Source organism: Pedobacter sp. PLR (assembly GCF_026239675.1).
Classification (GTDB): domain Bacteria; phylum Bacteroidota; class Bacteroidia; order Sphingobacteriales; family Sphingobacteriaceae; genus Pedobacter.
This window is the reverse complement of sequence record NZ_JAPIVQ010000008.1, coordinates 128,172-151,358: the sequence shown is the minus strand read 5'-3', so window position 1 is coordinate 151,358 and position 23,187 is coordinate 128,172. Positions and strand designations below refer to the sequence as shown.

At 42.3% G+C, this 23,187-nt stretch carries 18 protein-coding genes; 9 read left to right on the top strand and 9 right to left on the bottom strand.

The annotated features are described in order from the left end of the window. The first annotated feature begins 50 nt into the window (after positions 1-50). From OQX61_RS19860 to OQX61_RS19840, 5 genes are all read left to right on the top strand, one after another. Positions 51-1,088, top strand: coding sequence for a FecR family protein (locus tag OQX61_RS19860; RefSeq protein ID WP_265843553.1), 1,038 nt, complete (start codon positions 51-53; stop codon positions 1,086-1,088). A gap of 219 nt (positions 1,089-1,307) precedes the next feature. Further along, positions 1,308-4,829 carry a TonB-dependent receptor gene (locus OQX61_RS19855; protein WP_265843552.1) on the top strand — a complete coding sequence of 1,174 codons (3,522 nt, stop codon included), beginning with the start codon at positions 1,308-1,310 and terminating at the stop codon, positions 4,827-4,829. Positions 4,830-4,956: 127 nt separating this feature from the next. Further along, on the top strand, positions 4,957-6,642 hold the full coding sequence (locus tag OQX61_RS19850; RefSeq protein ID WP_265843551.1) for a RagB/SusD family nutrient uptake outer membrane protein: 1,686 nt from the start codon (positions 4,957-4,959) through the stop codon (positions 6,640-6,642). 87 nt (positions 6,643-6,729) lie between these two features. Further along, on the top strand, positions 6,730-7,851 hold the full coding sequence (locus OQX61_RS19845) for a DUF5009 domain-containing protein (protein ID WP_265843550.1): 1,122 nt from the start codon (positions 6,730-6,732) through the stop codon (positions 7,849-7,851). A gap of 92 nt (positions 7,852-7,943) precedes the next feature. Beyond that, the gene (locus tag OQX61_RS19840; protein ID WP_265843549.1) at positions 7,944-10,457 is read left to right on the top strand and encodes a family 20 glycosylhydrolase; all 2,514 of its coding nucleotides are present in this window, start codon (positions 7,944-7,946) and stop codon (positions 10,455-10,457) included. A 202-nt stretch (positions 10,458-10,659) separates the two neighbouring features. Here OQX61_RS19840 and OQX61_RS19835 read toward each other — a convergent pair whose 3' ends face one another. Next, positions 10,660-10,839, bottom strand: coding sequence for a hypothetical protein (locus tag OQX61_RS19835; RefSeq protein ID WP_265843548.1), 180 nt, complete (start codon positions 10,837-10,839; stop codon positions 10,660-10,662). A gap of 131 nt (positions 10,840-10,970) precedes the next feature. Next, entirely contained in the window at positions 10,971-12,740 is a 1,770-nt protein-coding gene (locus OQX61_RS19830) for a hypothetical protein (RefSeq protein ID WP_265843547.1), read from the bottom strand. A 137-nt stretch (positions 12,741-12,877) separates the two neighbouring features. Here OQX61_RS19830 and OQX61_RS19825 point away from each other — a divergent pair, with 137 nt between their 5' ends. The 4 genes from OQX61_RS19825 to hemN all read left to right on the top strand — a co-directional run bounded on the left by OQX61_RS19825 (position 12,878) and on the right by hemN (position 17,044). Beyond that, a complete protein-coding gene (locus OQX61_RS19825) occupies positions 12,878-14,062 on the top strand; it encodes a PAS domain-containing sensor histidine kinase (protein ID WP_265843546.1) in 1,185 nt (394 codons plus the stop codon). Between the two features lie 8 nt (positions 14,063-14,070). Further along, entirely contained in the window at positions 14,071-15,129 is a 1,059-nt protein-coding gene (locus OQX61_RS19820; protein ID WP_265843545.1) for a response regulator, read from the top strand. Positions 15,130-15,213: 84 nt separating this feature from the next. After that, positions 15,214-15,684, top strand: a complete 471-nt coding sequence (locus tag OQX61_RS19815; protein ID WP_265843544.1) for a lactate dehydrogenase — start codon at positions 15,214-15,216, stop codon at positions 15,682-15,684. 1 nt (position 15,685) lies between these two features. Beyond that, positions 15,686-17,044 (top strand): oxygen-independent coproporphyrinogen III oxidase, encoded by a 1,359-nt coding sequence (hemN, locus tag OQX61_RS19810; RefSeq protein WP_265843543.1) that lies wholly within the window; start codon positions 15,686-15,688, stop codon positions 17,042-17,044. 64 nt (positions 17,045-17,108) lie between these two features. Here the strand turns inward: hemN and OQX61_RS19805 are convergent, their stop codons facing one another. The 7 genes from OQX61_RS19805 to ccoN are packed head-to-tail and all read right to left on the bottom strand — an operon-like array spanning position 17,109 to position 23,152. Beyond that, on the bottom strand, positions 17,109-17,513 hold the full coding sequence (locus OQX61_RS19805) for a group III truncated hemoglobin (protein WP_265843542.1): 405 nt from the start codon (positions 17,511-17,513) through the stop codon (positions 17,109-17,111). Positions 17,514-17,544: 31 nt separating this feature from the next. Next, on the bottom strand, positions 17,545-18,207 hold the full coding sequence (locus tag OQX61_RS19800; RefSeq protein WP_265843541.1) for a sulfite exporter TauE/SafE family protein: 663 nt from the start codon (positions 18,205-18,207) through the stop codon (positions 17,545-17,547). A 20-nt stretch (positions 18,208-18,227) separates the two neighbouring features. After that, the gene (locus OQX61_RS19795; RefSeq protein ID WP_265843540.1) at positions 18,228-18,659 is read right to left on the bottom strand and encodes a FixH family protein; all 432 of its coding nucleotides are present in this window, start codon (positions 18,657-18,659) and stop codon (positions 18,228-18,230) included. A 4-nt stretch (positions 18,660-18,663) separates the two neighbouring features. Beyond that, entirely contained in the window at positions 18,664-20,061 is a 1,398-nt protein-coding gene (ccoG, locus tag OQX61_RS19790) for a cytochrome c oxidase accessory protein CcoG (protein ID WP_265843539.1), read from the bottom strand. Positions 20,062-20,063: 2 nt separating this feature from the next. Further along, complete coding sequence (locus tag OQX61_RS19785; protein WP_265843538.1) at positions 20,064-20,858, bottom strand: cbb3-type cytochrome c oxidase N-terminal domain-containing protein; 795 nt, start codon at positions 20,856-20,858, stop codon at positions 20,064-20,066. After that, positions 20,855-21,022 (bottom strand): hypothetical protein, encoded by a 168-nt coding sequence (locus tag OQX61_RS19780; RefSeq protein WP_265843537.1) that lies wholly within the window; start codon positions 21,020-21,022, stop codon positions 20,855-20,857. The genes OQX61_RS19785 and OQX61_RS19780 overlap by 4 nt, the downstream gene beginning before the upstream one ends. A gap of 18 nt (positions 21,023-21,040) precedes the next feature. After that, a complete protein-coding gene (gene ccoN / locus OQX61_RS19775; RefSeq protein ID WP_265843536.1) occupies positions 21,041-23,152 on the bottom strand; it encodes a cytochrome-c oxidase, cbb3-type subunit I in 2,112 nt (703 codons plus the stop codon). Positions 23,153-23,187: the final 35 nt, after the last annotated feature.

Below are 23,187 nucleotides of genomic sequence, written 5' to 3'. Positions count from 1 at the left end.
CTTTAGGGATCGCGCTGCTTTAGCTGACATATAGTTTAAAAGCTATAATAATGAGTAGAGAAGCATTTCATCTTTTATTGGACCGGTATCTGGAAGGAACATGCACGGCAGAAGAAAAACGTGTCGTTGAAGAGTTGTATGGGATGTTGGATAAAGCCGATCTGGAAGAAATTAATCCCAGGGAAATCACCACAATTGAACAGAAACTCTGGGATCGGATCCATACGGATATTTCTACAGGATCGGAACCAGTTCCTGAAATTCAGCGTTCAGGAGTTTGGCGCTGGACTGCTGTTGCTGCCGCGATTACCGGCTTCTGTTTAATCACCGGATATTTGTTCTTTAAAGAGCAGGTTTCCAGTCCTCAGTTTATCTCTGCCGGCTTATCAAATGATATTAAACAACAGCTCAACCTGGATGGAAAACCGAAAAAGGTAATCTTCGAGGATGGCAGTTATGTGCTGCTGGAATCCAATGCCAGTATTAAATACCCAAGCCATTTTTTGAAAGATAAACGGGAAGTGGTGCTGGAAGGGACAGGTTTCTTTCAGATTAGTCCGGATGCTTCCAGACCTTTTATGGTGTACAGTAAAGATGTGGTGACCAAAGTTTTGGGAACCAGCTTTGAGGTGCGCGCAAATGCGGACAACAGTGCAACGGAAATTGCGGTTAAAACCGGCAAGGTGGCCGTTTCTCCAATTTACAGCCGACTGGATCTGGTAGACGACATTTTGGGGCATACGAAAGAAGTGATCCTGACCCCGAATCAAAAAACGGTTTTCAAAGCCGCGGACCATAGTTTTGAGCAAAGCCTCGTGACTGATCCTGAACCCTTATATGTAGCAAATAAAACGGAAGTTAAAGAACTGTTCTCTTTTAATGATGCACCACTTGCGGAGGTGGTTGCAACACTTAAAAAGACTTACGGGATAGACTTCCAGATAGAAGATCAGTCCTTGCTGGACAATACTTTTACCGGTGATCTTACGGAACAAAACTTATACAATAAACTGGATTTTCTCTGTGCTGCTGTAAAGGCATCTTATGAGGTTTCCGGAACAACCATCATCATTAAAAGTAAAAAATAATGCCCGTTAAAACCGGGATTGCAATTAACCTAACCTAACCAACCTAACCAAATGCGTATGAAAAAGAGAAACTTTTACTAGAAAAAAGGCTATAAAAAAACTGACAATGTTGCGGAACATTGCCAGTTAAAATGATTTTGAACGAAACTTTCACATTAACGAACAAAAACTTCTAAAGGTATGAATAAAAAGCGATTTGTTGCTTTAATAATAACAGCAATGCGGATATCTGTAAGCCAAATATTTCTTGTCATCTTGTTCAGCTGTAGCACCTTTGCGAAAAACGCGGAGGCTCAGGGTGTACTTAACAAAGAAATTTCTATAAACATTACCGAAGGTAAAATCAAACAGATCTTAAAGGAAATACAAAGCCTGACTCAAGTGAAGTTTATTTACAGCCCTTCGGCGATCAAATCTGAGCGGATCACCTCTTTAAATGTGGTCAACAAGCGGCTGGGAGATATTCTGGCTGAGGCACTGGGGCCACTGAATATTACCTACAAGGTAGTAGATCAACATATTTTATTGTATGATAAAGGTAGTCTTGCTGCGGTTGAAGCCGGGATAGAAAAACCGGCAGTCACCATCAAAGGACAGGTGACCTCTGTGAAAGGAGAGACCCTACCCGGAGTTAGTGTTAAAATAAAAGGGACCGGGATTGGAGCGATGACCGATACAAACGGTAATTATGCCATTAGTGCAAGTTCTGCAGACGTGACCCTGGTTTTCACTTACATCGGTTTTATGACCAAAGAAGTGCCTGCTGCAGGTAAAACACTAGTTAACGTACAGCTAACTGAAGAACCTACTTCCCTGGGGGAAGTGGTGGTGGTAGGATATTCTACACAAAAGAAGAAAGACCTGACTGGTGCGGTTTCGGTTGTCAACGTGTCTGAAATGCTCAAACAACCAGCAGCCTCAGTGAATAATTTGTTACAAGGACAGGCTTCAGGGGTGACTGTTTTAGGCTCCGGACAACCGGGAGAAGAGCCTCAGGTAAAGATCAGGGGAATCAATACTTTCGGAAACAACAGCCCTTTATATGTGGTGGATGGCGTGCCAACAGAGAGTGTTTCTGATATTAATCCCAATGATATTGAATCTGTACAGGTCTTAAAAGATGCTGGTGCAGCTTCTATTTATGGTTCCCGGGCCGCAAATGGGGTGATTGTGATCACCACTAAAAAAGGTAAGGGGAAAGTGCAGGTGGCTTATGATGCCTATTATGGAACACAACGTCCGAAAACAGGAAATGTATGGAGCATTCTGAATCCGAATGAAATGGCCACATTGAAACGTCAGATGCTGATCAATTCCGGAGAAACAAACCTGAATGATGATTTGTATGGAAATGGCCCTACCTATGTAGTTCCGGATTATATCCTGCCAAAGGGTGCTATGGAGGGAGATCCTTCCGTAAATCCGGCGCTATATAATGTAAAACCATTTTTTACTTCGGATGCAGAATACAAGGAGTTTTATCGCATTACCAGGGCCAATAAAACCGGAACAAACTGGTATGAAGAGATCTTCAGTCCGGCACCGATTACCAGCCATAATGTTTCTGTTAGTGGTGGTTCAGACCTTGGGAATTACCTGGTTTCTGCCAATTATTTTAACCAGCAGGGAACCCTGATGAACACATATCTGGAGCGATATACCCTGCGTTCAAATACACAGTTTAATATCGGGAAAAAGGTGAGAGTAGGTGAAAACCTTTCTTATTCTATCAGTAATAACCCTAAAATTGGAGGTTTAACCGGCGATAATGCCATTGGTCATGCTTTTAGAGAACAGCCAATCATTCCGGTACATGACATCATGGGGAATTTTGCCGGCTCTTATGGTGGCGAACTCGGAGATGCTTATAATCCGGTAGCAATGCTCAGCAGAACAAAGAACAATAAGGCCACTGATAACCGGTTATTTGGTAATGTATTTATTGAAGCCGATCTCCCTGCTTCACTTACTTTGAGAAGTTCTTTCGGTGGTTCTAATTCATCTGGAAATAGTCGCGCATTTGTCTATCCCCAATATGAAAATGCGGAAAATAACACCAGTAATTCTTATTCAGAATCATCTTATGCGTCTTTTGATTATACCTGGACCAATACCCTTGCTTTTAACAAGCAAATAGGTGTGCACAGCCTGAAAGCTTTGGTTGGTACAGAATATTTGCGCAACCGTTACAGTACAATGAGTGGCAGCAACAGAGGTTATTTTTCTTTTGATCCGAACTATACCAACCTGACTACAGGTAGCGGGCCAAAAGATGCCAATAGCGAGCGGGTTTCCAGTGCGATGTTCTCTTTAATCGGACGTGTAGATTATACTTTTAAAGACAAATATCTATTTGGTGGTACCCTGAGAAGAGACGGCTCTTCTAAGTTTTTGGAAAATGTCTATGGCTGGTTTCCGGCAGTAAGCGGGGGATGGCGGATTTCGCAGGAATCGTTTTTAAAGGATGTAACCTGGATTTCGGACCTTAAAATCAGAGGTGGATGGGGTGTGATGGGTAACCAGCTAAATGTGTCCGAAGGAAATTCATTTGATACTTATAGTAGCGATATCGCACCTTCTTATTATGCAATAGGCGGAGGGAATAATGTAGTTTCTGGTTTCTATAAAAACAGAACCGGTAATCCGGGTGCGAAATGGGAGAAAAACACCAATGCCAATATTGGTATTGATGCGACTTTATTTGAGGGTAAACTGGAGGTTTCTGCAGATTACTATAGAAAGAATATTACTGATTTATTGTTTAATCCGGAAATGATCGCCACAGAAGGAGCGTCCAGTACGCCGTTTTTGAACATTGGCAAAATGAAAAATGAAGGATTGGATCTGGCCATTACCGGACGTACCAATATTGGTAAAGATTTTAAACTGAGTGCAACGGCTACGATTACTACTTACAATAACCTGATTCAAAAGGTTTCCGGTGATGCCGACTATTATGATCTTGATGCCCGCCGTTTTGATGGTAGTAATATCGTTCGTAACCAGGTTGGTCATTCTGTAAGTGAGTTTTTTGGTTACAAAGTGGCCGGTTTCTGGCAGTCGCAGGAAGAAATTGATGCGGCAAACTTAAAAGTGCAGCAGCAAAGCTCAGACCCAAATGCAGTGTATCAGAATGCTGTTGCTCCCGGCCGTTTCAAGTATGAAGATGTGAATGGCGATGGCCTGATTAATGCAGACGACCGTACTTTTCTCGGTAATGCCAACCCGGATTTTAGCTATGGTTTGAACCTCGCGATGAATTATAAAGACTTCGACATGAGCATGTTCTTTTATGGGGTTCAGGGAAACTCGATCTGGAACCAGGTGAAATGGTGGACAGATTTCTCCTCTTCTTTTGGAGGCGCAAAAAGTCATACTGCACTCTACAATTCATGGACACCTGACAATAGAAATGCGAAGGCGCCAATTCAGGAAAAAGAGCAGTCCTTTAGTTCTAATGGGGTACCCAACTCTTATTTTGTAGAAAATGGCTCTTACCTGCGACTTAAAAACATCCAGATTGGTTATACCCTGCCGGAAAAGACTTTGCAGAAATTTGGGGTAGGCAGATTAAGGGTTTACCTTTCTGCTGCAAACCTATTCACCATCACTAAATATTCTGGTATTGATCCTGAAATTGGAACTTCCAGCGAAACGGACAATCAAACCGCTTTTGGAGTGGATGACGGTGCTTACCCAAGTCAGCGGACCTTCCTGCTGGGTTTAAATTTGAAATTTTAATCATTAACAGTTTAGACAGATGAAACTAATGAAAAAATCAACATATCTATTGTTAACTGTACTATTCTTTACAGGACAATCATTTTTTTCTTGCAAGAAAGCTTTAGAACAACCGCCCCTAGGATCATTGACCAAAGAAATTATTACGAACAAAAATGGGGTGAATAATTTATTGATAGGTGCCTATGCGGCCCTTGATGGCATGGCTGGTGGAAATTCCGCGCTTGGTGGTGGGGATGCTTATGCAGGTTCTCCAAGTAACTGGATATTCGGCGCCATTGCCGGCGGCGATGCTTCCAAAGGAAGTGATGGAAGTGACCAGCCGGGAATAGATCCTATTGCCAGGTTTTATGCCGATGCCACAAATTCTTTTTTTAATGGTAAATGGAAAGCATTATATGAAGGGGTAAAAAGAACAAATGATGTGTTATCTATCTTATCGCAGGCTACGGATCTAACCGCTGATGAACGTATTCAGATACAGGCACAGGATAAGTTTTTACGTGCACATTATTATTTTGAGTTGAAGAAAATGTGGAATATGGTACCCTGGATTGATGAAACGACGACGATTTTTAACCAGCCTAACAATACGGACATCTGGCCAAAAATCACGGAAGACCTTAAATTTGCCTATGATAATTTGCCGGCAACACAGTCGGAAATTGGCAGGGTCAATAAATGGGCAGCAGGGGCATACCTTGCCAAAGCCTATTTATATCAGCATAAATTTACAGAAGCCAGAGAGCTGTTCGATGTCGTGATCTCTTCCGGAGTAACCAGTAGTGGTAAAAAATACAAACTGAATGAAGAATTCGCAGATAACTTTAAACCTAGTAAGGAAGACAATTCCGAAGTGGTTTTTGCGATTCAAATGTCAGCCAATGTAGATGCCAATGGTCCTTCTCTGGGGAATAATGGCGATATGCTGAATTTCCCTTACGGGGAAAGTCCTTTTGGTTGCTGTGGGTTTTTTCAGCCCTCTATCGATCTGGTTAATCATTTTAGAACGGATGCGCTGACCGGGCTTCCGTACCTGACCACTTATAACGATCATGCTGTGGAAAATGATATGGGAATTAAAGGTGCAGAACCTTTTCAGCCAGATCAGGGGACATTAGATCCGCGATTGGACTGGACGGCAGGAAGACGTGGGGTTCCTTATTTAGACTGGGGAAATTATCCTGGAGAACCATGGATCAGAGACCAGCGTTACGGAGGTCCTTATGGCCCAAAAAAGAACATTTACTGGCAGGCAACAAGGGCAACAGATGAGGATAAAACCACCTGGGCACCGGGTTCTGCAATCAATTACCTGGTGATTCGTTTTGCCGATGTGTTGTTGATGGGAGCGGAAGCCGAAGCCCAGGCAGGAAGTTTGTCTAAAGCTCAGGAATATGTAGATATTGTGAGGGCGCGTGCCGCAAATCCTATTGGTTGGGTGTATAAATACCAGGATGAAGGAAATCCTTTAGGAGGATTTTCAACCACACCAGCTGCTAATTATAAAATAAATGAATATCCAGCCGGTGATTTTTCTGGCAAAGGAAAAGCCTATGCTTTATCAGCTATTTATTTTGAGCGTAAAATTGAGCTGGCCATGGAAGGTCATCGTTTCTTTGACCTGGTACGTTGGGGAATAGCAGACACAGAACTGAATGCCTATTTTAACTACCAGGGGAAAATAACTTCTGATGTTAGAAATGGAAAATACATAAAAGGGAGAAATGATATTTACCCGATTCCACAGCGACAAATTGATTTGAGCCGCGCCAATGGTGCAGCTGTTTTAAAACAGAATACAGGATATTAAAACCGGTTATTCCGGGGTATATTTAATGAAGGAGTGGCGTTGCCACTCTTTCATTCCTGTTAAACTTAACTATAACTTCTTAATTTGATGAACCAACCACAACGTTTTTTATCACTGGATGTATTTCGGGGGATGACGGTCTGCTTTATGATCATTGTGAATACGCCCGGAAGCGGAGCCCAGCCTTTTTCTATGCTTGAACATGCCGCATGGCATGGATTTACCCCCACAGATCTTGTCTTTCCTTCTTTTCTTTTTGCAGTAGGTAATGCCATGAGCTTTTCTATGAAAAAGTTTGCGGTAATGAATGACAGCGCCGTGCTTACTAAAATATTTAAACGAACACTGCTCATCTTTCTGATCGGTTACCTGATGTATTGGTTCCCGTTTTTTCATTACAATGAGGCCGGAGGAATCAGCTTTTCTCCCATTGGTAATACCAGGATTATGGGGGTCTTACAGCGGATTGGCTTATGCTATGGCATTGTTTCTTTAATGATTCATTATTTGTCGGCCAGGTGGGTGGTTGTCCTGAGTGTGTTGTTTTTAATCGGCTACTGGCTGGTGTTGCTGGTTTTTGGAGATTCAGGCGATCCTTTAAGTATGACCGGAAACGCAGGGCAGCATCTTGACCAGTTTTTATTAGGTAATGCACACTTATACCATGGTGAAGGTATTCCTTTTGATCCCGAAGGTATTTTGAGTACCATTCCATCTTGTGTCAATGTGATTATAGGCTATTTTGCAGGTAAGTTTATTCAGGAAAAAGGCAAGGGCTTTGAAAGTATTGCCAAATTGTTATTAGCAGGGGTAGTACTGGTATTCCTTGCCTGGTGCTGGAATTTTTCCTTCCCGGTTAACAAAAAACTATGGAGCAGTTCTTTCGTATTGATTACCTGTGGCCTGGATCTGATGATCATCGCAGCATTAATTTACCTCATTGAAGTAAAGTCTTTTGTGAAATGGACCGGCTTTTTTACTGTGTTCGGTAAGAATCCGCTGTTTATTTATATTGTAGCTGACTTACTGTTGATTATCGTAAATACGATATTTCCGAATTCTGATTTTAATGGTTGGATCAATACCGTGTTTTTTCAGTCAATTGCTCCCGGCCCCTTAGGCTCCTTGTTGTTTGCCATCTGCTTTATGCTGGTGTGTTGGCTGATTGGATATATTCTGGACAAGAAGAAAATATACATCAGGGTTTAAGCTGTGGTTTTTAAAATAAATGAAATGATTCCTCACTAATAAATGGAGCTATTTCTCCTGCAAATAGCTCATAAATTCAAAGACATATGCATATGAAACTTTATATCCTTGCTTCTTTTTTAATATTCAGCAGCTGTAGTATTGCTGTTGCTCAGGAATCAGCCCCCTTCTCTGCTGCTGATCTGGGCCTGAACTGGGAGCAGACGAATCTTAAAGATGCGCTGGTACTGACCATAAAAAATAATGGTAAAACTCCTTTACCAGCTACCGGCTGGAAAATTTACTTCAATTCCAGGGAGTTGAAAGTCCTGGGAGCAGATACGCTTGTGGCTGATGTGAAGCTGGTAAACGGGGCCTTATTCCGTTTGTCACCAAAGCAGTCATTTAAGTCTATTGCTCCCGGAGCAGCAATTAAACTCCATTTGACAACGGAAGCGATGCCTAACATCACAGAAAGACCTCAGGGTTTTTACCTGGTTTGGGATCAGAAACCTGATCAGGGTACCACCATTAAAAACGTGGTATTTCAGCCTTTCGCTGCGCATTTGACACTAGAACAGGAAGTTGCCGCGAAAGCTTACGAGGAGAATAAAAAGATTAAAGACATTCCTGAAAATAAACTCCCATTGGTTTTTCCTACACCGGTACAGTATGTTAAAGGGGATGGTGTTTTTAACTTAACCGCAGATGTGCGTGTTGTGGCCATACCTGCTTTTGCAAATGAAGCTGCATTACTGTCCGCGGAAATTGCCGGCATGTTGGGCGAAAAAACAGGTGCTAAGACAAAGCCAGGTGCTGGAGAAATCGTTTTCCTGTTGGATGGTAAACTGGGCAGGGAAGCTTATAACCTAAGCATTAGCCCAAAGAAAGTAACTATTGCTGCCTCAACTCCGGCAGGGGCTTTTTATGCGATACAATCTTTGAAAAGTATGTTTCCTGCAAATGCCGGGGCAAAGGTGAAAAAGGAGATCAATTTGCCCGCAGCTGAGATTCATGATAGTCCGAGGTTTGATTTTAGAGGGTTTATGATGGATGTAGGCCGGAATTTTCAACCTAAATCCGAGGTATTAAAGGTGCTGGATTTAATGGGTTTGTATAAGCTGAATGTCTTTCATTTTCACCTGACAGAAGATGAAGGCTGGCGTTTAGAAATCCCCGGATTGCCGGAGCTGACTGCTGTAGGTGGACAGCGCGGTCATTCGGTAGGGGAAGCTTCACAAATTTTACCCGCTTATGGCTCCGGACCTACGCCTGGCCTAAACTCAGGAACAGGCTTTTATACGAAAGCAGATTACATTGAAATTCTTAAATATGCTACAGCTAGACATATCCGCGTGATTCCTGAAATTGAAACGCCTGGTCATGCCAGAGCCGCCATTAAAGCAATGGATGCCCGATATCAGCGCCTGATAAAAGCAGGAGATAAGGAGGCCGCTGAATATTATTTGCTTAGGGATTTAAAAGATGAGAGTAAATACCGTTCCGTGCAGGGCTTTGATGACAACGTGATCAATGTAGCCTTACCTTCCAGCTATAACTTCCTGGAAAAAGTAACCAATGAGTTGATCGCTATGCATCAGGAGGCAAATGCACCATTAACCACCATCCATTTTGGTGGAGATGAGGTTCCTGCAGGGGTATGGGAGAAATCACCGGCTGCGGCTCAACTGGCGATCACCCACCCGGCAGTTAAAGGAACCGATGAATTGTGGTTTTACTTCTTTAGTAAGCTGAATAAAATGTTGCAATCCAAATCACTGTATTTATCCGGATGGGAAGAAATCGGACTCCGTAAACAAGCGCTAAACGGGGAAATGAAAATGCTGCCTGAACCTCGCTTTTTCAAGGAGAACTTTCATGTTGATGTCTGGAATAACCTCCATGGCAATGAGGATCTCGCTTATAAAATGGCAAATGCGGGTTACAAAGTGGTCTTAACCCCGGTTACCAATTTTTATATAGACCTGACCGTGAATAAAAGCTTTGAGGAAACCGGACAAAATTGGGGTGGTTATGTAGATGTGGACAAGCTTTTCTATTTCATTCCTTACAACTATTATCAGAATGTAAAAGAAGATGAAGAAGGGAATCCTGCGGATCCGGAGCGTTACAAAAACAAAGCGCGCTTAACAGCGACGGGCAAATCAAATATCGTTGGCTTGCAGGCGCCATTATGGAGTGAAAATATCAAAACTCCGCTGCAATTTGAATATATGTTATTGCCTAAATTGTTGGGATTAGCAGAACGTGCCTGGGCAAAAGATCCGGATTGGTCCAGGGAACAAAATCCGGAAAAAGGGAAACTGTTATATGATCAGGCCTGGTCGGAGTTTGTAAATGTTTTGGGTAAAAAAGAATTGCCGAGATTAAGTTATTATGCAGGTGGTTTTAACTACCGTATTCCAACTCCGGGATTAGCCGTTAAGGATGGCCAAATCGCCGCAAACCTGCAATTACCGGGCTTCATCATCCGTTATACGACTGATGGCAGTGAGCCTGAGGCCAGCAGCAAAATCTATGCTGTTGCGATACCTTTCAAGGCTGGGGCAAAGTTTCGGGTATTTGATACGACAAATAGAGGAGGACGAAGTATCCAGGTCAATTGACAGGATCTTAGGGAAATAGCGCATGAACATAAATGGCTATAAACAAAAAAACAGGGATGAATCGGAGAGATCTATCCCTGTTTTTAATAATGGCTGACCCACCACAGATCAACCTAAACCAAACAAACTGATCATATAACGGATATTGGTATTAAAAAGTTTTAGGCTTGAAAAATAAAAACAATTTAATGACAATATGGTCTTATTCTTTATCGTGATATAAGAATTCCATCCCTTCAGGAGTGATAGAGGCAGCGTGCTGAACGCGGTCCCGGTTGATGTGGATGTATCCTAATCTTTCTAATTCTTCATACTCTTCTTCCATTCCTCCTAAAATCGAAGAACTGACTTGCTGATCAATGATGCCCAGTAATGATTTCATAGCTTCTTTTTCCATGGTGTTTTTGATTATAGTATCGAAATTCCTTTTTAACTAATATAGTAAAAAAATGCATTTCATGAAAGCCAGGGAAAGCTATATGTCTTTTATTGCATTAGGGGTGTTTCTGCCGTTTAACCCAAACTTTTCTCTGCGATTAGCAGTTGTTTTAACATAGCTTCAACAGATAAGCTGTCCTGGAATTTTAATTCAGGAATCAGCGCACGATAGTAAGCGATACCATCCAGCAACTGCATTTTAAACTTGTTGAAATACTTATCTTTTTTAGCCGTTATTTCTTCCAGCTGACTGGATATGTCTTTTTTCAGATAGTCGACATATAAATTGAGTTCGTTGACGAATAAGTTCGGACGGACAACATCTGCAAGCAGATTTTCACGACCGTAAATGTGGTTGATCATCTCTTTAAGAGAGTATTTACCCTGAAAGAAGGCAAGGTTTGGCCCCGGACAAATGCTGACGGCCTTATTTTCCTTTGGTTTCAAAATGCCAACTTTCAAATAGGTAGAGGCACAAAGCCCTTCACATAGACATACTTTTTCCGTAATGGCTTCAAACTGGCGTTGGTAATTAACTTCCGTAAGCTCCTGTTCTTTGAGTTGTTTTATTTTCAGGTTCTGATATTCTCTGGATGCCGTGCAAATAGGTTCTGCAGTAAATTCGGTATTGGTACATAAGAATTTCTTGGTGCAGGGACTGCCTGGACGTCCTTTTTCTATGCGTTGGAGACGTTGTTCTTCCGCTGTGCTTTTTTTGAAATTATTGAAAAGGACCCCTAATGGCGAGGAATTGCTCAGATAATAGTCATCCGCAACCGCTGTTGCCAAATGATTCAGGGTTTCTTCGTCTACATTTGTCGCTTCCGGCACCAATAGAAATGGACTGCCCCATCCGGCAGCATCCAGCTCGTAATAGTTGAGTAGAAACTGATGTTCTTCAGCGGTTCCAATTCCACCTTGTGCAGTAATGCGTTGCTCAGGTAGGGCTATTTCTTCAATTTCTTTGCTTTTCAGGGCATTATTATACATCTGGTGAAGCTCTTCTGCCAGTTCCCTGCGTTTCTGCTTAAATTCTTCCAGAATCGGGCCCAGTAAGAATCCTTCTGTAGCAAAGGCATGCCCGCCGCAATTTAGTCCGGATTCTACACGGAATTCAGATACCCATAATCCTTTTTTTGCCAGCATCTTCGCCTGAATTAATGCGGAACGGAAATCACTTACTTTAAGAATGATTTTCTTGGAAAACGCTCCGGTATGATTCGGGTAAAAGGCAAGGCATTTCTCCATGTAAGCATATAAGCGGGGGTTTAATCCTGCAGAGATGATCACCGAAGAATTCAAGGTGCTGTTGCTGAAACCGCGCATTGCGGCCAGTGCATCCGTAAAATCATCCCCTTTACTTTCCTGATTTGCGTTGTAATTTACCTTGTCCACTTTAGACATAATATTCACATCTATCGCCCCGGGTACCATAGCCTGAAGCAATTCAGACTGTTCCGCTGTTTTCTGCGGGCCCTCCGGCAAGCTTTTCATTTCCTGATATTTGTGTTTCCATAGTGAATGTTCAGGCAACAGTTCGAAGTAATGACTGAGGTCTGTTCCTGCTTCGAAAGACTGCGTTTTTAAGGCCTCAAACTGATCTTTTACCTGCAGATCCAGTAAGTTGAGATAAGCGGTAATTCTTCTGGCCCTGCTGTCTTCTGCTGTTTTTTCGATCAGTGTAAATGTTCCTGCGGTTTGTTCCTCATGGTATTTTCTCATGCGCTCCGTCAGTTCATCATCTACGATGGAAACAACAGAGGAGATGCCATATCTGGCTACTTTTAAAGGTGTATCAATAGAATAGCCTAAGCCTAAGACGGGGATGTGAAAAGTATGGTTCATTGGATCAGATAAATAGTACTTGAATCGCAAATGAACAGACTATTTAATTTTAAAAACATGATATTAGTCACACTTTTGTATGATTGAGGTTATTAGCCCTGTGCAATCGTTATTATTATATTTGTAAAAAGTACAACATGGAAGAGGCAAGGTTATTAAAGGCCATTATTGAGACTGCTATTGATGGAATTATTACCATTGACGACAGGGGTAAAATTGAAAGCCTTAATCCGGCCGCATTAAAGTTATTCGGATACTCTTTCGATGAAGTAGAAGGGAAGAATATTTCCTTTTTGATGCCGGAACCGGATAGAAGCGGACATGATGGTTACATTCACCGTTATCAATCGACCGGAGAAAAGAGAATCATTGGAAAAGGCAGAGAGGTTAAAGGTCTGAGAAAAGACCGGAGTACTTTTCCTTTTCGCCTGGCCGTTAGTGAAGTGCAGTATGAAAACCGTATCATTTACACCGGATTTATCCATGACCTTTCCAAAGAAAAAGAAGCAGAAGAACGCCTGAAAGAATACGCTGCCGAATTAGAAGAACTGGTAGAAGAACGTACGAAATCTCTCAAAAAAACAGTAACAGCTTTAAGTGAAGCAAAAGAAGAGGTCAGCCTTTCTCTTGAAAAAGAAAAGGAACTCAATCAATTGAAAAGTAGGTTTGTATCCATGGCCTCCCATGAATTCAGAACACCATTAAGTTCCGTACAGCTTTCAGCCTCGCTGATTGATAAGTACGCAGAGCCATATGATAATAAAAACATCAGTAAGCATGTCAGTAAGATCAAAAATGCGGTGAGCAATCTGACCACAATATTGAATGATTTCCTTTCTCTGGAACGTCTGGAAGCTGGAAAAGTGGAGCCTACCTTTACTCCTTTTGATCTGGTTACACTAGCAGAAGAGATCACGGAAGAAATGCAAATGATGGCGAAGCAAGACCAAAACATCATTTATCAACATACCGGACTGGAAAGCACGGTGCTGCTGGATCCCAATCTGTTAAAGAATTGTATGATCAATCTGATCTCCAATGCAATTAAATATTCAGGTGAAAACACTTTTATCGAATTTAATACCGAGATTACGGGAACACAGTGTGTAGTGACGATAAAAGACAATGGAATCGGAATTCCTGAATCAGACCATAAACACTTGTTTCAACCATTTTTCCGTGCCCATAATACAGGAAATATCCCGGGAACAGGATTAGGACTGAATATTGTACACCGTTATGCATCGCTGATGAAAGGCGAACTGTATTTCGAAAGTACCATCCATACCGGGACTAAATTTGTTTTGTCCTTTAATAAATAAAAACACGAATGAAGAAGACACTGATACTCATTATAGAAGATAACGATGACATCCGGGAAAGTACTGCGGAGATATTGCAGCTGGCAAATTACGACGTGTTGCAAGCCGTTAACGGGCGGACAGGAGTCGATCTCGCCATGAGTCATCTACCCGATGTGATCTTATGTGACATCATGATGCCGGAGCTGGATGGCTACGGGGTCCTTTATTTACTCCATAAAAATGAACAAACGGCAACCATTCCTTTTATCTTTCTGACGGCAAAAGCCGAGCGGGTGGATATGCGGAAAGGAATGGAAATGGGTGCTGATGATTACCTGACCAAGCCCTTTGACGATGTAGAATTGTTAAATGCCATAGAAAGCAGGCTCAGCAAAAGAGATAAACAACAGATTTTTTATAGCCAGTCGCTCGAAAAACTGAGTGTCTTATTCAGTAATACTTCCGGTTTACAGGAACTGGAAAAAATAATCGCTGCAAGGAAAGTTCGTGGCGTTAAAAAGAGACAGGTGGTATATTATGAAGGGGATAACGTTTCCGGCGTTTACCTCGTGATGAATGGAAAGGTGAAAACCTTTAAGTTAAGCGAGGATGGACGGGAGCTGCTCACCGGAATGTATGGCACTGAGGATTACTTTGGGATTACTTCTTTACTGCTCAATGCACCCTACAAAGAAACCGCTGAAGCGCTGGAGGATAGTACGGTATGTATGCTGCCAAAAGATTTAATGGATGATTTACTTAGCCGTTTTCCTGATGTAGCCCGACAGTTTATTCAATTGATTTCTACTAACCTACAGGATAAAGAGGAGCAGTTGTTGCAACTGGCTTACCATTCTGTGAGAAAACGAATGGCCGAAGTATTGGCCAGATTATGCAAGCAGGAAGAACAAGGGCTCGAACTGGTCCTGAGAGTTTCCAGAGATAACCTGGCAGCGATGGCTGGTATGGCCACTGAAACGGTAAGCCGGATCCTCAGTGATTTTAAAGATGAAGGCATCATAGAAAGAAAAGGCAGTCAGATCATTGTTCTTGATCAATTGAAACTGCAACACATGAAAAACTGACGAGAATCACTTTTTCAACTGATCTAACTCATTCCCCCTGCTATTGCTTCCTGCTAACTTTGATTATTAATAAATCGAACCAGCATGAGAGTTGTCGCATATAGCATAAAGTCATTTGAAAAAGAACCACTGGCCATCGCCAATAATAAAAAACACGATATTACACTGATATCCAATTCTTTGGGTTCGGAAACAGCTTCTTATGCCGCAGGTAAAGAAGCGGTAATCGTATTCAGTGAAGATGATGTTTCTGCTCAGGTAATCAACCGGTTAGCCGATCTTGGGGTGAAATTTATCGCGACACGCTCCACCGCAACCCATCATATCGATCAGGAAGCTGCCAATTTAAGAAATATAAAGATTGCCAATGTTCCTTTAGAAGCGCTGATAGCACTTTCGGAAAAGGAATTACCCATGGCATTAGCTGTAGAAACCATTATCAACCTCGATAAATGGCAGCAAAAGAAGTGCCTGGGAAATGCCTGTGTATGCTCCAGATCCTGTGATCAGGTGCATCCTTTATTAAACCCGGATAGCAAACCTCATCATCATTAGTATGAATCATCTGATCTCAAAATATCATGTTGCTGCCCCACGTTACACCAGTTATCCTACTGTCCCTTATTGGAATGCTGCAGATTTCAGCGTAAATGACTGGGAAAAAGCCGTTACCCAATCCTTTAGAGAAAGTAATGACAAGGAGGGGATCAGTATTTATATTCACCTTCCTTTTTGTGAAAGTTTATGTACCTATTGTGGATGTAACACCAGAATCACCAAAAACCATAAAGTAGAATCGCCTTATATTGAAGCATTATTGAAGGAATGGCAGTTGTACCTGAATCTTTTTGTAACCAGGCCCTTAATTAAGGAATTACATTTAGGTGGTGGCACGCCCACATTCTTTAGTGCGGCGAATTTAAAGCTGCTGATGGATGGTATTCTGCAATATGCAGACTTACATGAGGAGGCTGAATTTAGCTTTGAAGCACATCCCGGGAATACGACTGATGCACATTTGGTCATCTTAAACCGCTTAGGATTCCGAAGATTAAGCTTAGGTATCCAGGATTTTGATCCACAGGTGCAGCTGGTCATCAACAGGATGCAAACCTATGAAGAAGTAGAACAGGTGACCTTGAAAGCAAGAGCTTTAGGATATACCTCCATCAATTACGACCTGATTTATGGTCTTCCACACCAACGGATTGAGGGACTTTCTGATACACTGGAGTCGGTATTGAAACTAAAACCAGACCGCATTGCTTTTTACAGCTATGCACACGTTCCATGGGTTAAACCGGGGCAAAGAAGGTATACCGAACTGGATCTTCCTTCCCACAAGTTAAAACAGGATTTGTATGAGCTGGGTTGTAAAACATTGAAAAATGGAGGCTACCTGGATGTTGGAATGGATCATTTTACACTTGTAACAGATAGTTTATATGAAGCCGAAATCAAAGGAAAACTACACCGGAATTTCATGGGATATACCCATCAATATAGTAAGTTAATGATTGGATTGGGGGTGTCTTCTATCAGTGATACCTGGACTGCTTTCGCTCAGAATGTGAAAACCGTTGAAGAATACCTGAAGATGGTGGATGAAGGGCAACTTCCGGTAGTAAAAGGACACTTGTTAAACGCCGAAGATATGGTTACACGCAAGCATATTCTGAACATCATGTGTAAAGGATATACCAACTGGACGGAAGCGGAAGCAGCTTCTCCGGAGTTTTCAGAAGGATTACACCGGATGCGCTGGCTGGCCATGGATGGCCTGGTATTCCTTTCTGAGGATAACCTGAGGGTTACTCCATTAGGGAAAAGGTTTTTAAGAAACATCTGTATGGCCCTGGATTACAGGTATTGGGCAGATCAGCCAAAAACAGAATTGTTCAGCCTTACCGGATAAAGATTTTAGTTTTACGTCTCAAATGTCAGAATTGGCGCCCGTGATAAACGGTCGCCATTTTCTTTTATAAGCCCCCGGGAGAACCCGCCTGTTTGATTTTGTATTGCATCAATTGTCCGATAGAAGAGGCTCTGGAGATCGCCTGATCTGCTACAGGCCCTTCAAAGTTAGTCTTAATAGTCTCTTCCCAGATTTTCATCCAGCGCTCAAAGTGTTCGCCATGTAAGGGTACTTCTTTGTTTAAGGCAATGTGCTTGAGCATCGGATTTCCCTTATAAGTGACCACATCCAATAAGATGGTTTCCCAGAAAGTCACCATCACCGGAATGTGCGCTTCCAAAGAGAAGTTTGCCGCTTTAAATACCGGTCCAATCACCTCATCTGTTAAGGCTTTATTGTAAAATCCGATCACCAGAAAACGAATGTCTTCCTGATCTTTAATATCTCTTTTTATAGGAGTAGTTGTCATTATGGTACTAATTTACGATGATTTCAGGTAATTACCTGCATTCTGCAACGCCCTGCGCTGTACTAGCCGGACTTAAATAGGGGATGTTTAACTCCATTCCTCTCAGGATAAACCAGATCCCCAGAAAGAGCATGAAGTAAGGAATCACGCGGTTGATCTTTTTACGGACTAAAGCACCGGTAAAACCGATACTGAGGGTAGCAATGAACATCAGAGGCAAGGTGCCCAGGCCGAACCAGATCATATAAATGGCAGAGCCACTTACACTACCCGTGTTTAAGGCGCCTGCCATGGCCAGATAAACGAAGCCACAGGGAAGAAAGCCATTGATCACACCAATGATCAAATGATTGGCTTTATGTTTTAAGGCGTAGCCAAATAGCTTATGGAAGGGTTTAAGGAATGCCGAAGGGGTGTTTTTGAGCATCTGAATTTTGAACAACCTGGAACAGGCCGCCATGACAATGAGGATTCCGCTAAATATGCTTAAGCCCTGTTGCAAACCTGCCATCCACAATTGTTGTCCGATTAAACCAATAATCAGGCCTAGAAAGCAATAAGAAAGAATCCTTCCCAATTGGTAAAGTAATTTATCCAATACCAGAAAAGCCCATCCCTGTTTTAAGGATGGGACGGCAAAGGCAAGGGGACCGCACATGCCAATGCAATGTACGCTCCCTAACAATCCAATCATGAAGGCGAGTTTTTCATTACTCATTCTACCATGACCTCCTGCTCATCCAAATAGGATTTACCTGCACTATTCCAGTTGATGATGAGTTTCCAGCGGCCTTTTGCAATGCCTGTTAAAGGAATTGCTACGCGATGCTGCTCATCAGTCTTGATTTGAATCACTTTATCCATCCGTTTATCCGATGTGCGGACCATATTTATTTTGCCTTCCGCAGCAGTTTTAAAAGTCAGGATAATCCCTTCGCTGCCGACCTGGATTTGAGGTCTGGCATGGTCGGTTTTGACCTGTTCTTTAAGCTGGTACTCTTTGTCGTAATTCAGTCCTTTCTCGTAATAATCGTTGTCTACCAGCGCGTCGGGGCTGCTGTTACACATCTTTATCGCAAGGATGATGATAAAGCTCATAAAGCAAGCCATACCTATCATCAGTTTTGTTCCCCAGTTCCATTTCATATCTTTAATCATTAAGCGGTGCGATGAAGGTAGTTTCAAATGTGTCCACTACTTTTCCATCCGACACCAGTTTAAAACCAATATCTGATTTGTATTTCTTTAATTTTCCTTGCGGCATAATCACAAAAAAAGTAAGTTTTGCTACGCCACCATAAGCGATGGTATCTTGTTTTTGAATATACTGAATTTTCACTTCAGGATCATCCGGTACGATTTCAAATTTCAGGCTTTTGCTGGTTTTATTGATCAGCTCTGCATTAAATAAGTTGCTTATTGCCTTTTCTTTATCTCTCATTTGATACAGTGTTCCGCTGGCACGTAGGATGGTAGTTTTAACGTCAGTTCTGGTGATCAGCAGGTAGGAAAGTACCGCAATCAGCGCAAATAAAACAGCGGAATAAGCATAGACCCTTTTGTTCAGTTTAAAAGGCTGTTTCGATTTAATCTCATCCTCAGATTTGAAGCCAATTAAACGCGTAGGACGCTGAATTTTCTCCATCACCATATCACAGGCATCAATACAGGCGGTACAGTTTACGCATTCCATTTGTGTGCCATTCCTGATGTCAATTCCCGTCGGACAAACCTGTACGCAAAGCTTACAATCGATACAGTCGCCACCAGTATTCACTGCTCCTTTTACACGTTTTTCACGCGGTTCTCCGCGCTCATAATCGTAAGCTACAATGATGCTCTGGTTGTCTAACAATACCCCTTGTAAACGTCCGTATGGGCAAACCACCGTGCAAACCAATTCTCTCATCCTGGAAAACACCAGGTAGAAAACCAGGGTAAATACACAGATCGAAATGAAGCCGCTTAAATGTAGTGAAACAGGCTCCGTGATGATACTGATCAGGGTAGGAGCGCTAATTAAATAAGACAGGAAAATGTTCGCAATAAAGAAGGAAATCAACAGATAGATCAAATGTTTAAACCCTTTTTTAAAGAACTTTTCTTGGGTTAATGGCCCTTCATCTAACTTTTTACGCTTGTTGGAATCCCCTTCAATCCAGATTTCTATCTTACGGAAAACCATTTCCAGGAAAATGGTTTGGGGACAGGCCCATCCGCAGAAGACCCGTCCAAAAACCACTGTAAACAATACGATGAATACGATAAAGGTTAGTATTGCCAACACAAACAGGTAGAAATCCTGAGGCCAGAAAATCACCCCAAAGAACACAAACTTCCGCTCTAAAACATTAAGCAACACCAATTGTTCCCCATTTAGTTTAATAAAGGGGGCGGCAAATAGTAAGGTCAGAAAAAAATAACTGACCACCGAGCGGTACTGATATAATTTTCCTTTAATCACCTTCGGATAAAGCCATTTGCGGGCCTGTCCGTCGTCGGTTAAAGTGGAGATCTGATCTCTGAAATGATCCGGGCTTTGTGACATAGTTAATCTTTTTTGCCCTGAGGAGCTTTCGCACCGGCAGGATTACTTCCTTGTATAGAAAGGATAAAATTGGTAATGTCTGATATTTGCTGGGCGTTCATAGATTTCTCCCAGGCCACCATTCCTTTTTCAGGAACACCATATTTAATGGTCTTGAAGATGTCTTTTGGAGTTCCGCCATGCAACCAGTATTCATCTGTTAAATTGGGGCCAACGCCACCTTCGCCATGTTCTCCGTGACAAGGTGTACAAACTGTTTTGAATAAAGCAGCTCCTTTTTGAATCATTGCCGGATCGTCGCTCTTTTCCATGTTGTTCTCGTTGATCTTAGGACCGCCCGAACCAGGCTTCTGAAGGAAAGCGATGCGATCTGCTTCCGCCTGGCGGAGTTCTACTGCATACTCTTCTTCCTGTAATTTTCCCCAGCCAAAAACATGGTAGTTGAGCATATATCCGATGGCAAAAATGATCGTTCCGTAAAACAAGACCATAAACCAGGCAGGAGTAGGGTTATCCAGCTCCGCAATGCCATCAAATTTATGTTCCATCATGATGTCTTTCTCCTCGGAAATAGGTCTCAATCCCATTAATTTGGTCCAGAATGATGGTTTCTCCACTTTTTCCACTGCAAGTTGCTCTTGCTCCAGTCTGTATTTTTCCCTTTCTTCTTCAGACGCGAATCTGGTGGGATGAAGAGTTTCCCTGATGTAGATTTTGATGACCCTCAATACCAGTATGGAAACTACAAGTATAAGTACTGCAGTGAATAGTAGGGCCCAAATTAGTAAATCTGTCATTGTTCATCGTCTTTTAAAGGTAATTCACTCATATATTTTATTTCTTCTTTTTTCATGGTCAGGAGGAGCACGCCGACTAGGATAAAAAAGAGTAGGAATATGCCAAGGGAGGTGATTAAATACACCTGGCTTCCTTCTACCTGATCTAAAAATTGCTTAAACATAGTTTTGTTGTTTAGGTTTTATTGTGCTTTAATGTCTATTCCCAGGCGTTGCAGATAGGCAATCAGCGCAATGATTTCTTTATCATCTTTTACTTTGATATTGTTCTGTCTAAGGTCTGCGGCAATCGCTTTGGCCTGTTTGTCCAGGGCGCGGTTTGCTTTATGCTCATAACCTTCGGCATAAGGAACACCTAAAGTCCGCATCGCATTAATCTTGCTGATGGTGGTGGTGGTATCCAGCGTCTGCGTAATCAACCACTCATAAGGAGGCATGATACTACCCGGCGACATCGTTTGCGGATCCAGCATGTGATTATAATGCCATGCGTTACCATATTTACCGCCTTCACGTTGTAAATCAGGACCGGTACGTTTAGAACCCCATAAATGCGGATGGTCGTATACAAATTCCCCTGCTTTACTGTACTCGCCATATCTTTCCGTTTCTGAGCGGAATGGACGAATCATTTGAGAGTGACAATTCACACAACCTTCGCGGATGTATAAATCACGTCCCTGTAATTCCAGCGGACTATAAGGTTGTACGGTAGAGATGGTCGGAATGTTCGATTTGATCGTGAACGTCGGCATCATTTCAATCATACCACCAATCAGGATGACAATTAAGGAAAGTACCATGAAAACCATTGGTTTACGTTCCAGCACCCTGTGGAATTTTTTCTCAGATCCCTGAGGAACATAATCTGCGGGTATTGGCATCGCTTCTGCCGGCTCATCTGCTAAAAGTTTACCTAAACGCACAGTTTTGATTAAGTTGTAAGTCATCACAATTACACCGATCAGATATAATGCGCCACCAATAGCTCTAAGCACGTACATAGGAAGAATCTGGATCACCGTTTCAAGGAAGTTCGGGTAACGTAGCATTCCGTCTTCTGTAAACTCTTTCCACATCAATCCCTGGGTGAAACCCGCGAAATATAAAGGCACTGCATAGAAAAGGATACCTAATGTTCCAATCCAGAAGTGGAAAGAAACCAGTTTTTTAGAGTATAATTCCGTTCTGTAGATTCTTGGAATCAACCAGTATAAAATACCAAAGGTTAAGAAACCATTCCAGCCAAGCGCGCCAACGTGTACATGTGCAACTATCCAGTCGGTATAATGGGCAATGGCATTGATCTGTTTTAAAGCAAGCATTGGTCCTTCAAAGGTGGCCATACCGTAGGCGGTAATTCCGACCACCATAAATTTAAGTCTGGAATCTTCTCTTACTTTATCCCAGGCGCCACGAAGCGTCAGCAATCCGTTGATCATCCCGCCCCAACTTGGTGCAATCAGCATGATCGAGAAGGCCACACCAAGCGATTGTGCCCAACTCGGTAAAGAAGTATATAATAAATGGTGGGGTCCTGCCCAGATGTAAATGAAAATTAAGGACCAGAAATGGAGAATACTCAGTTTATAAGAATAAACCGGGCGATTTGCCATTTTAGGAAGGAAATAATACATCATCCCCAGGTAGGGCGTGGTTAAAAAGAAAGCCACCGCATTGTGTCCGTACCACCATTGTACCAGTGCATCTTGTACACCTGCATACAGGTAATAACTTTTAAATGCGGATATCGGAAGCTGGAAGGAGTTTACAATATGTAAAACCGCAACGGTAACGAAAGTAGCAATGTAAAACCAGATGGCCACATACATGTGTTTCTCTCTTCTTTTGATGATGGTACCAAACATATTGACACCAAACACAACCCAGATCACCGTAATGGCAATGTCTATCGGCCATTCTAACTCTGCATATTCATGGGAAGAGGTCAGGCCTAACGGAAGGGTGATGACCGCCGAAATGATGATCAGCTGCCAGCCCCAGAAATGTATTTTACTGAGGACATCGCTGAACATCCTCGCCTTGAGGAGTCGTTGGAGAGAGTAGTAAACACCCATAAAAATCGCGTTCCCTACAAAGGCAAAGATTACTGCATTGGTGTGTAGCGGCCTGATCCGGCCGAAAGTTGTGTACTGGGAGCCCATATTTAATGCAGGTTTGAAGAGCTGCATGGCAATGAGCAATCCGACCGTCATTCCGATGATGCCCCAGATAATAGTGGCTACTGCGAAGTTCCTGACGATCTTGTTGTCGTAGTAAAATTTTTCAGTCATGTTAAAAATTGGATTGCTTGTTTATGGATGTAAAA